Consider the following 11,804-nt stretch of genomic DNA (forward strand, 5'->3'; position numbering starts at 1 on the left):
CCTCTTCACCGGGAGAGGGGGGAGTCAGCTCTGTGCGGGCACGACGCCCCCGCCGGTGCCCGGCTCCAGGGCGTCCAGCGCACGGCGCAGGCCGGTCAGCTTGCGCTCCAGGTGGGCGGCGGTGGCGACCGCGGCGGCGTCCGCGGACTCGTCGTCGAGCTGCTTGGAGAGCGCCTCCGCCTGCTCCTCGACCGCCGCGAGCCGTGCGGAGAGTTCGGCCAGGAGCCCGGCCGACTCCTTCTCGTGCTCGCCGCCCGCGTGGCCGTCGCCGTCCAACTGGAGCCGCAGCAGAGCCGCCTGCTCGCGGAGCTTGCAGTTCTTCATGTACAGCTCGACGAAGACGGAGACCTTGGCCCGCAGCACCCACGGGTCGAACGGCTTGGAGATGTAGTCCACCGCACCGGCGGCGTACCCGCGGAAGGTGTGGTGCGGACCGTGGTTGATCGCGGTGAGGAAGATGATCGGGATGTCCCGGGTCCGTTCCCGTCGCTTGATGTGCGCGGCCGTCTCGAAACCGTCCATGCCCGGCATCTGGACGTCCAGCAGAATGACCGCGAAGTCGTCCGTGAGCAGCGCTTTGAGCGCCTCCTCCCCTGACGATGCCCGGACCAGTGTCTGATCGAGCGCAGAGAGGATGGCCTCCAGCGCCAGCAGATTCTCCGGCCGGTCATCGACCAGGAGGATCTTGGCCTTCTGCACCATGGCCCGCCCTCCTCGCCCCGGAAATGCACCGGGTGCCGCCCCAGGGGACGACTCCCTTACGCCGTCCGTCCTTGTGCCGGTCATGGTAGCCGCACCCCGCCCGTCGCCACACCCTGTCACCGCGATGTCACTGTGCACATAACGCAAACGCGGTGGGAGACCAGAAGGTTCCCCGAATGCAGCGCGTTCACACCCGTTCGAGCACAGTCGGTCAACAACTCACGCCAATTCGTTCAATCCTCGATCACTCTCCGTGCATCCACTGCTCCATCACCGCAAGCAGGTGATCAGGATCGACAGGCTTCGTTACGTAGTCGGAAGCTCCGCAGTCGATGGCCTTCTCCCGGTCGCCCTTCATCGCCTTCGCGGTGAGCGCGACGATCGGCAGCCCGGCGAACTGCGGCATCCGCCGGATCGCGGTCGTCGTCGCGTACCCGTCCATCTCCGGCATCATGATGTCCATCAGCACGACCGTCACATCGTCGTGCTGCTCCAGGACTTCGATGCCCTCCCGGCCGTTCTCCGCGTACAGCACGGAGAGGCCGTGCTGCTCCAGCACACTGGTGAGCGCGAAGACGTTGCGGATGTCGTCGTCGACGATGAGCACCTTCTCGCCGCGGAAGCGGAACGTCCGCCGGGGCGCCGGCTCGACCGCCGCGCCCTGGTCCTGCCCCTGGCTCTCGCCCTGACTCCCCTGCACCCACTCCTCCTGCTGCGGGGCGCTCTCGGACGCCGTGCGCCCGGCCGGCAGAGCGGGCTTGCGGCCCGCGTCACCCAGGGCCTTGCGGCGCCTGCGGAACACCCCGGCGGAGTTGGCCGGGTCGCCGTACGGAGCCGACTGGCCCTGCGGTGACTGCGCCTGCCCCATCTCGCCCGAGCCGCCCAGCACCTCGGCGGAACCGGAACCCACCGGGGGGTAGCCCTGGGGCGGCAGTTCGGCGCGGTGCAACGGCAGGTACAGGGTGAAGGTCGAACCCCGTCCGGGCTCGCTCGCCGCATGGATCTCCCCGCCGAGCAGCCGGGCGATCTCCCGGCTGATGGAGAGCCCGAGACCGGTACCGCCGTACTTCCGGCTCGTCGTACCGTCCGCCTGCTTGAACGCCTCGAAGATCACCAGCATCTTGCTGGACGCGATCCCGATCCCGGTGTCGGTGACCGAGAACGCGATCAGATCGGCGTCGGCGTCCCGCAGCGAACCCGCCTCCAGCAGATGCTCGCGGATCGCGTTCGGCACATCGGCGCCGGCGGGCCGGATCACCAGCTCCACCGCGCCGCTGTCGGTGAACTTCACCGCGTTGGAGAGCAGGTTGCGCAGCACCTGGAGGAGCCGCTGCTCGTCGGTGTGCAGCGTCGCCGGAAGCTCCGGTGACACCCGTACGGAGAAGTCGAGCCCCTTCTCCGCGGTGAGGGGGCGGAACGTCGCCTCCACGTAGTCGACCAGCTGGACCAGCGCGATCCGGGTCGGGCTGACATCCATCTTGCCCGCCTCGACCTTGGAGAGGTCGAGGATGTCGTTGATCAGCTGGAGCAGGTCCGACCCCGCCCCGTGGATCGTCTCGGCGAACTCCACCTGCTTCGGCGACAGATTGCCCTCGGCGTTGTCCGCCAGCAGCTTCGCCAGAATCAGCAGCGAGTTGAGCGGGGTGCGCAGCTCGTGCGACATGTTCGCCAGGAACTCGGACTTGTAGCGCATCGAGACCGCGAGCTGCTCGGCGCGCTCCTCCAGCACCTGCCGCGCCTCCTCGATCTCGGTGTTCTTCACCTCGATGTCGCGGTTCTGCTGGGCCAGCAGCTCGGCCTTCTCCTCCAGCTCGGCGTTGGACGCCTGGAGGGCCTTCTGCCGGTTCTCCAGCTCCTGCGAGCGGTCACGCAGCTGCTCCGTCAGCTCCTGCGACTGCTCCAGCAGCTTCTCGGTCTTGGTGTTGACGCTGATCGTGTTGACGCTCGTCGCGATCATCTCGGCGAGCTGGTTGAGGAAGTCCCGCTGGATGTGCGTGAACGGCTGGAAGGAGGCCAGCTCGATCACTCCGAGCACCTTGCCCTCGAAGAGCACCGGCAGCACGATCACATGCGCGGGCGGCGCCTCCCCGAGACCGGAGGAGATCTTCAGATACCCCGGCGGCACATGGTCGACCTGGATCGTCCGCTTCTCCTCTGCCGCCGTCCCGATGAGCGTCTCACCGGGCCGGAACGAGGTCGGCATCGAACCCGCCGAGTAGCCGTAACTCCCCCGCATCCGCAGCTCGTACGAGCCGTCCTCGTCGTTGTCCGGACCGACCTCGTCCGAGTCGCCCGGGGACATGGCCAGGAAGAACGCCCCGTGCTGCGCCGAGACCACCGGCGTCAGCTCGCTCATGATCAGCGAGGCCACGTCGTCCAGATCACGGCGGCCCTGCATCAGACCGGAGATCCGGGCGAGGTTGCCCTTCAGCCAGTCCTGCTCCTTGTTGGCGAGGGTGGTGTCGCGGAGGTTCGCGATCATCGTGTTGATGTTGTCCTGGAGGACCTGGATCTCGCCGGCCGCGTCCACGTCGATCTTGAGGTTCAGATCGCCGCGGGTCACCGCGGTGGCGACGGCCGCGATGGCGCGCACCTGCCGGGTGAGGTTCCCGGCCATCTCGTTCACCGACTCGGTGAGGTCGCGCCAGGTGCCGTCCACGTCCCGCACCCTCGCCTGACCGCCCAACTGCCCCTCGGTGCCCACCTCGCGGGCGACCCGGGTCACCTGCTCGGCGAACGAGGACAGCTGGTCGACCATCGTGTTGATGGTGTTCTTCAGCTCCTGGATCTCACCGCGCGCGTCGATGTCGATCTTCTTGGTCAGGTCGCCCTTGGCGATGGCGGTGGTGACCGTGGCGATCTGCCGCACCTGGCCGGTCAGGTTGGACGCCATCGAGTTCACGGACTCGGTGAGGTCCTTCCACGTACCGGCGACCCCCGGCACCCGGGCCTGGCCGCCCAGCTCGCCCTCCGTGCCCACCTCACGGGCCACCCGCGTGACCTCGTCGGCGAAGGAGGACAGCGTCGTCACCATCGTGTTGACCGTGTCGGCCAGCTCCGCGACCTCGCCGCGCGCCTCGACGGTGACCTTCTTCGTCAGATCGCCGTTGGCGACCGCGGAGGAGACCCGGGAGATGTTCCGCACCTGGCTGGTCAGGTTGTTCGCCATCAGGTTGACGTTCTCGCTGAGGTCCTTCCAGATGCCGGTCGCCCCGCGCACCCGTGCCTGACCGCCGAGAATCCCCTCGGTGCCCACCTCACGGGCCACCCGGGACACCTCGTCGGCGAAGTTCAGCAACTGGTCGACCATCGTGTTCACGGTCGTGACCAGTTCGAGGATCTCGCCCTTGGCGTCGACCGTGATCTTCTTCGAGAGATCGCCCTTGGCGACCGCGGTGGTGACCTCGGCGATGTTGCGGACCTGGAGGGTCAGGTTGTTCGCCATGCCGTTGACGGACTGGGTGAGGTCCTTCCACGTACCGGACACGCCCTGCACCTCGGCCTGACCGCCGAGGATGCCCTCCGTACCCACCTCACGGGCGACCCGCGTGACCTGCTCCGCGAAGTTGGACAGCTGGTCCACCATCGTGTTGAGGGTGTTCTTCAGCTCCAGGATCTCGCCCCGGGCGTCCACGTCGATCTTCTGCGACAGGTCACCCCGCGCCACCGCCGTGGCGACCTGCGCGATGTTACGGACCTGAGCGGTGAGGTTCCCCGCCATCCCGTTCACCGAATCGGTCAGATCGCGCCACACTCCGGCGACACCGGGCACCTGCGCCTGGCCGCCGAGACGGCCGTCCGTACCCACCTCGCGGGCCACCCGTGTGACCTGGTCGGCGAAGGCGGAGAGCTGGTCGACCATGGTGTTGATGGTGTTCTTGAGCTCCAGGATCTCGCCCCGGGCGTCCACGTCGATCTTCTGCGACAGGTCACCCCGCGCCACCGCCGTCGTCACCTGGGCGATCTGCCTCACCTGGGAGGTGAGGTTCCCCGCCATGAAGTTGACGGAGTCCGTGAGCTCCTTCCACGTACCCGAGACGCCGTCCACCCGCGCCTGACCGCCGAGACGGCCCTCGGTGCCCACGTCCCGGGCCATCCGCGTCACCTGGTCGGCGAAGCTGGAGAGCTGCGCCACCATCGTGTTGACGGTGTTCTTCAGCTCCAGCATCTCGCCGGCCACGTCCACGGTGACCTTCTGCGACAGGTCACCGTTGGCGACGGCCGTGGTGACCTGCGCGATGTCCCGGACCTGACCGGTCAGGTTGCGGAACGCGGTGTTCACCGAGTCGGTGAGGTCCTTCCACGTCCCCGCCGCGCCCGGCACCTCGGCCTGCCCGCCGAGCCGGCCCTCGACGCCGACCTCCCGGGCCACGCGGGTCACCTCGGAACCGAACGACTGGAGCTGGTCCACCATCGTGTTGACGGTGTTCTTCAGCTCCAGCATCTCGCCGGCCACATCGACCGTGACCTTCTGCGACATGTCACCGCTGGCCACCGCGGTCGTCACCTGAGCGATGTCGCGCACCTGCGTGGTGAGGTTCCGGAAGACCGTGTTCACCGAGTCGGTGAGGTCCTTCCACGTCCCCGCGGCCCCCGGCACCTGCGCCTGGCCGCCGAGGAGACCCTCGCCACCGACCTCGCTCGCCACCCGCGTCACTTCGTCCGCGAAGGTCCGCAGCGTCTCGGTCATCTGGTTGATCGTCTCGGCGAGCTGCGCTACCTCACCGCGCGCGCTCACCGTGACCTTCTGTGTCAGGTCACCGCTCGCGACGGCCGTCGTCACCTCCGCGATCCCGCGCACCTGGGAGGTGAGGTTGCCCGCCATCGTGTTGACGGAGTCGGTGAGGTCCTTCCACACCCCGGCCACACCCGGCACGGTCGCCTGGCCGCCCAGCTCGCCCTCCGTACCCACCTCACGGGCGACGCGCGTCACCTCGGAGGAGAAGGAGGACAGCTGGTCGACCATCGTGTTGACGGTGTTCTTCAGCTGGAGCATCTCACCGGCCACATGGACGGTGACCTTCCGCGACAGATCCCCCTTGGCGACCGCCGTCGTCACCAGCGCGATGTCCCGCACCTGGGCCGTCAGCCGGTACGCCATGGTGTTCACGGAGTCCGTGAGGTCCTTCCAGGACCCGGACATGCCCCGCACCTGCGCCTGGCCCCCGAGCTTGCCCTCGGTGCCCACCTCGACGGCGACCCGGGTCACCTGCTCGGTGAAGACCGACAGCTGGTCGACCAGGTTGTTGACCGTACGGGCAACCTTCAGGAACTCACCGCGCAGCGGCCGCACCGTCTCGTCCTGCGTGTGCGAGCGCAGCTCCATCCGCTGCTCCAGATCACCGTCGGCGACCGCCGACAGGACCCGGCCCACTTCGGAGACCGGCCGCGCGAGATCGTCGACGAGCTCGTTGGAGGCGTCGATCGCGGCGGCCCAGGAACCCTCGCAGGCGCCCGTCTCCAGCCGCTCCGTGAGCTTCCCCTCCCGCCCGACCACCCGCCGTACGCGAGCCAGCTCACCGGTCAGGTGGAGATTCCGGTCGGCGACCTCGTTGAAGACCGCCGCGATCTCCGTCATCACGCCGTCGCCGGAGACGGTGAGCCGCCTGCGGAAATTGCCGTCGCGCATCGCCACGAGGCCCGCGAGCACTCTGTTCAGAGCTGCCGCGTCCACTTCGACGGTGCCATTGCGCTGCTTTTTCACGGACTGTCCGCCTTTTGTACGCGCCTTCGAACCCTGCGCCGCCACGCCAGACTCCACCGTGTCCCTCCCGCAGGGGTTGACCGTTTCACTCGGGCCTATCCGGAAGCTTGCCCAGTTCCACTTTGGCTCACCGCCACAGCACACCGTCAACGGGTAGCGGGGCGGACGTCAAATCGTTGCAACGTACCAGGCCGGAACAGGTCCGCGGGCAACCTGCACCGGTTGTCCCCCGTCCCCTGTACCGGGAGTCCATACTTGTGCGCCCGCGCACCACCACCGGGACGACTTGTCCCGAACTCGGCCCTCGTGTATCCGGCACCCTGGGCGAACGTCTAGCCTGGCAAGCGAATCGAAGCGGCGATAAACGGGCACAGGACTCGGGGAAGCGACGAGACACCAATATGGGGAGTGCTGTGATCACCGCGCGCGCGGCCGCCACCTTCGAACCGGTCGGGCGCTCCGTCGCGACCGCCCGCGCCTTCGTCCGGGACACGCTTCAGGGGTGGGGTTACAACGATCTCGTCGACGACGCCGTCGTCCTCACCAGTGAACTCGTGACCAACGCCGTCATCCATGCGGGGACGGCGGCCGACGTCCTGTGCCTGCGCACCGGGGAAGGCGTCCGCGTCGAGGTCTCCGACCACTATCCGGAACGCGAGGTCCCGCTCCAGAGCAGCGCCCTCGACTTCGGCAGCCCGGACCGCGAGAACGGCCGCGGTCTGCTGCTCTGCGCCGCTCTGGCCTCCCGCTGGGGCGTGGAGTACTCCCGCACCCGCAAGCACGTGTGGTTCCAGCTGGACCTGCCCGAGCGGCCCGTGGGCATCCGCTCCGCCGGCCCGGTCCTGCCCACCTCGCTGCTCCCGGTCACCGACCAGCGGATCCGGGTCGCCGTCGTGCAGATCGACAGCGTCGGCGCGATCAGCGCGTGGAACGACGACGCCGCGTACGTCTTCGGGCACACCGCGGAGCAGGTCACCGGCAAGCAGTTCACCGACTTCGTGGCCTGGCCGCACACCCCGGGGACCAACACCGGCATCGCCGACGCCCTCCAGCTCTCCCGCTGGGAGGGCAGCTACGGCATCCGGGGCGCGGACGGCCGGACGATCGCCGTCTACGCGTCGCACCTGCGGGTCCGCGACACCGACGGCGACCCGTCCACGGTCTGCCTGCTCGTCCGCGACGACGAGCGCGCCGTCCTCCAGACCCCGGTCCGCGCCCCGGTCTCCGACGCCTCCTCCGACAGCCGCACGGTGGACCCGTTCGAGGTCTTCATCGGCTCCCCCGCCCCCGACGACCTCGACGGCCTCCTCCAGCGGACGGTCGAACGCGCCCGCGACATGCTCGACGCCGACGCCGCGTTCCTGCTCCTGGCCACCGACGACGAGACGGAGCTGGAGGTCCGCGCCACGACGGGCCTCCCCTCGGCCCGTCAGCGCTTCGCCCGGGTCCCGGTCGAAGCCGGGACGGGACGCTACGGCTCCGCCCGCATGCCGGCCGTGCACGAGGATCTGACCGCCGTCCCCGGTGCGGTCCCGCTCCTCACCGACACCGGGATGCGCTCGGTCGTCACGGTCCCGCTGAAGGTCGAGGGCCGGCTCACGGGCTCCCTCGGCGTCGCGGCGGAGGGCGCGGGCCGCTACTCGAACGAGGAGGCCCTGCGGCTCCAGTTCGCGGCCGACCGCATCGCGCTGGCCGTGGAGTCCGCCCGCCTCGGCGAGCTGGAGCGGCTGCGCCGCGGCTCCCTGTCCTTCCTCGTCGAGGCCTCCGACCTGCTGGCCGGCACGCTGGACCGGGACCAGACCCTGGCGCTCATGGCCCAGATGACCGTCCCGACCCTGGCCACCTGGTGCGCCGTCTACACCATCGCGGACCAGTCGTCCGATCCGTATCTCTCGTACGTGCTCCACGAGGACGAGGACCTCATCGACGGCCTCAAGGCCCTGCTCTCGAAGATCGCCCCACCGGATCCGGTCCCCACTCCGGGCGCCCGCGTCTGGGCCGCCCCCGCGGAGGCGGGCCACCGCGCGGCGCTGTCCACGTCGACCCGCAGCCTGGCCCACGACGCCCCGCTGAGCATGAGCACCGCCACCCGCACCACGCTCGCCACGGCCCAGGCGGTCGGCGGCGAGACGGTGGTCCTGCCGCTGGTCGCCCGCAACCGCGTGATCGGCATGCTGACGCTCGGGAAGCCCTCGGACGACCACTTCCGCCAGGAGATCCTGGAACTGGCCGAGGACCTGTCCCGTCGGGCCGCCCTGGCCCTGGACAACGCCCGCCTGTATTCGGAGCGCATGGCGATCAGCCAGTCCCTCCAGCGCAGCCTGCTGCCCCCGGGCCTCCCCGACGTGCCGAACGTCGAGATCGAGGTCATCTACCGCGCCGCGGGCGAGGGCAACGAGGTCGGCGGCGACTTCTACGACGTCTTCCCCATCCGCGACGGCGCGTACGGCTTCGCCATCGGCGACGTCTGCGGTACGGGCCCCGAGGCGGCCGCCGTCACGGGCCTCGCCCGCCACGCGCTGCGCCTGCTGGCCCGCGAGGGCTTCGGCGGCCCGGCGGTCCTGGAGCGCCTCAACGCGGCGATCCTCGACGAGGGAGCCCGCAGTCGCTTCCTGACCCTCCTCTATGGCGAGCTGTGGCCCCAGGAGGACGGCAGCGCCCTCCTGAAGGTGGTCTGCGCCGGCCATCCGCTGCCACTGCGCCTGCGCCAGGACGGCTCCGTGGAGTCCGCCGCGGAACCGCAGCCGCTGCTCGGTGTGCTCGACGATCTGGACCTGTACGAGCAGGAGGTCGTCCTCAGTCCGGGAGACGTCCTGCTGTGCGTCACGGACGGCGTCACCGAACGCCGCGAGGGGACCCGCATGCTGGGCGACGACGGTCTCGCCGATGTCCTGTCGACGTGTACGGGCCTGACGGCCGGAGCGGTCGCCTCACGCATCCTGCGGGCCGTGGAGCGCTTCGCAGCGGAGCCGGCCTCGGACGACATGGCGATCCTGGCCATGCGCGTCCCGGAGCCTCCCCTCCTCTGACGACTCCGGCTTCGGCTCCGCACACTTCACGGCAACGCGAAAGGCCCCCGCCATGTAGCGGGGGCCTTTCGTTGTTCTGAGCCCCAATGCGGAATCGAACCGCAGACCTTCTCCTTACCATGGAGACGCTCTACCGACTGAGCTATTGGGGCCTCGTTGCGCTGTGGCAACGAGGTAAACCATACACGGGATCAGGGGATACGCATAATCGCGTCCGCCGGCCCGGGAGTGGCACATGACCGGGAGCCAGAAACACCCGGGAGTGCGCGTAGGGGTGTATCTGGAGGCCGGGGCCGCGACGCCCGAGAACAGGATGCGGTGCCTGAAACGCAGAAAAGCCCCGCACCATCACGGTGCGGGGCTCTCCCACAATAATTGTTCGGCGGCGTCCTACTCTCCCACAGGGTCCCCCCTGCAGTACCATCGGCGCTGAAAGGCTTAGCTTCCGGGTTCGGAATGTAACCGGGCGTTTCCCTAACGCAATGACCACCGAAACACTATGAAACAATCAAACCAACCGGGCAACAACACAGCCGTTCGTTATTTCAGAACTAACACAGTGGACGCGAGCAACTGAGGACAAGCCCTCGGCCTATTAGTACCAGTCAGCTCCACCCGTTACCGGGCTTCCACATCTGGCCTATCAACCCAGTCGTCTACTGGGAGCCTTAACCCCTCAAAGGAGGTGGGAATACTCATCTCGAAGCAGGCTTCCCGCTTAGATGCTTTCAGCGGTTATCCTTTCCGAACGTAGCCAACCAGCCATGCCCTTGGCAGAACAACTGGCACACCAGAGGTTCGTCCGTCCCGGTCCTCTCGTACTAGGGACAGCCCTTCTCAATATTCCTACGCGCACAGCGGATAGGGACCGAACTGTCTCACGACGTTCTAAACCCAGCTCGCGTACCGCTTTAATGGGCGAACAGCCCAACCCTTGGGACCGACTCCAGCCCCAGGATGCGACGAGCCGACATCGAGGTGCCAAACCATCCCGTCGATATGGACTCTTGGGGAAGATCAGCCTGTTATCCCCGGGGTACCTTTTATCCGTTGAGCGACAGCGCTTCCACAAGCCACTGCCGGATCACTAGTCCCGACTTTCGTCCCTGCTCGACCCGTCGGTCTCACAGTCAAGCTCCCTTGTGCACTTACACTCAACACCTGATTACCAACCAGGCTGAGGGAACCTTTGGGCGCCTCCGTTACTCTTTAGGAGGCAACCGCCCCAGTTAAACTACCCATCAGACACTGTCCCTGATCCGGATCACGGACCCAGGTTAGACATCCAGCACGACCAGAGTGGTATTTCAACGACGACTCCACAACCACTGGCGTGGCCGCTTCACAGTCTCCCACCTATCCTACACAAGCCGAACCGAACACCAATATCAAACTGTAGTAAAGGTCCGGGTCTTTCCGTCCTGCTGCGCGAAACGAGCATCTTTACTCGTAGTGCAATTTCACCGGGCCTATGGTTGAGACAGTCGAGAAGTCGTTACGCCATTCGTGCAGGTCGGAACTTACCCGACAAGGAATTTCGCTACCTTAGGATGGTTATAGTTACCACCGCCGTTTACTGGCGCTTAAGTTCTCAGCTTCGCCACCCCGAAGAGCAGCTAACCGGTCCCCTTAACGTTCCAGCACCGGGCAGGCGTCAGTCCGTATACATCGCCTTACGGCTTCGCACGGACCTGTGTTTTTAGTAAACAGTCGCTTCTCGCTGGTCTCTGCGGCCACCCCCAGCTCAAGCAGCACGTGCTATCACCAGAAATGGCCCCCCTTCTCCCGAAGTTACGGGGGCATTTTGCCGAGTTCCTAACCATAGTTCACCCGAACGCCTCGGTATTCTCTACCTGACCACCTGAGTCGGTTTAGGGTACGGGCCGCCATGAAACTCGCTAGAGGCTTTTCTCGACAGCATAGGATCATCCACTTCACCACAATCGGCTCGGCATCAGGTCTCAGACTCCATGCACGACGGATTTACCTACCGTGCGTCCTACACCCTTACCCCGGGACAACCACCGCCCGGGCTGGACTACCTTCCTGCGTCACCCCATCGCTTACCTACTACAAGTCTGGTTCATCGGCTCCACCACTACCCTCAACTCCGAAGAGATCGGGCCGGCTTCACGGACTTAGCATCGCCTGATTCAGTACTGGGCGTTTCAAAGCGGGTACCGGAATATCAACCGGTTGTCCATCGACTACGCCTGTCGGCCTCGCCTTAGGTCCCGACTTACCCTGGGCAGATCAGCTTGACCCAGGAACCCTTAGTCAATCGGCGCACACGTTTCTCACGTGTGTATCGCTACTCATGCCTGCATTCTCACTCGTGAACCGTCCACAACTCGCTTCCGCGGCTGCTT

The 11,804-nt window shown here is 67.0% G+C and carries 3 protein-coding genes, 1 tRNA gene and 2 rRNA genes (1 of these 6 running past the window's edge); 1 reads left to right on the forward strand and 5 read right to left on the reverse strand.

All coding sequences use genetic code 11. From position 1 onward, the window contains the following. Positions 1 to 24: 24 nt before the first annotated feature. Together KME66_RS06810 and KME66_RS06815 are read right to left on the reverse strand one after the other, a co-directional pair. Positions 25 to 702: a two-component system response regulator gene (locus KME66_RS06810; protein WP_216320148.1), complete on the reverse strand. Its 678-nt coding sequence runs from the start codon at positions 700 to 702 to the stop codon at positions 25 to 27. A gap of 244 nt (positions 703 to 946) precedes the next feature. After that, positions 947 to 6,406 carry a HAMP domain-containing protein gene (locus tag KME66_RS06815; protein WP_216320151.1) on the reverse strand — a complete coding sequence of 1,820 codons (5,460 nt, stop codon included), beginning with the start codon at positions 6,404 to 6,406 and terminating at the stop codon, positions 947 to 949. A gap of 401 nt (positions 6,407 to 6,807) precedes the next feature. Here KME66_RS06815 and KME66_RS06820 point away from each other — a divergent pair, with 401 nt between their 5' ends. Continuing rightward, positions 6,808 to 9,435 (forward strand): SpoIIE family protein phosphatase, encoded by a 2,628-nt coding sequence (locus tag KME66_RS06820; protein ID WP_216320153.1) that lies wholly within the window; start codon positions 6,808 to 6,810, stop codon positions 9,433 to 9,435. A gap of 79 nt (positions 9,436 to 9,514) precedes the next feature. On the opposite strand, the gene KME66_RS06825 is transcribed toward KME66_RS06820, so the two are convergent. From KME66_RS06825 to KME66_RS06835, 3 genes are all read right to left on the reverse strand, one after another. After that, positions 9,515 to 9,587 (reverse strand) — tRNA-Thr (locus tag KME66_RS06825). 225 nt (positions 9,588 to 9,812) lie between these two features. After that, positions 9,813 to 9,929, reverse strand: a 5S ribosomal RNA gene (rrf, locus tag KME66_RS06830). A gap of 81 nt (positions 9,930 to 10,010) precedes the next feature. Further along, positions 10,011 to 11,804: ribosomal RNA gene (locus KME66_RS06835) — 23S ribosomal RNA — on the reverse strand (it continues 1,327 nt past the right edge of the window).

The organism is Streptomyces sp. YPW6 (genome assembly GCF_018866325.1).
Classification (GTDB): Bacteria; Actinomycetota; Actinomycetes; order Streptomycetales; family Streptomycetaceae; genus Streptomyces.

Bases quoted from the DNA above. Each gene is read 5' to 3' on its own strand.
- KME66_RS06810 (WP_216320148.1), bottom strand. From the start codon at position 702: ATGGTGCAGAAGGCCAAGATCCTCCTGGTCGATGACCGGCCGGAGAAT.
- KME66_RS06820 (WP_216320153.1), top strand. From the start codon at position 6,808: ATGGGGAGTGCTGTGATCACCGCGCGCGCGGCCGCCACCTTCGAACCG.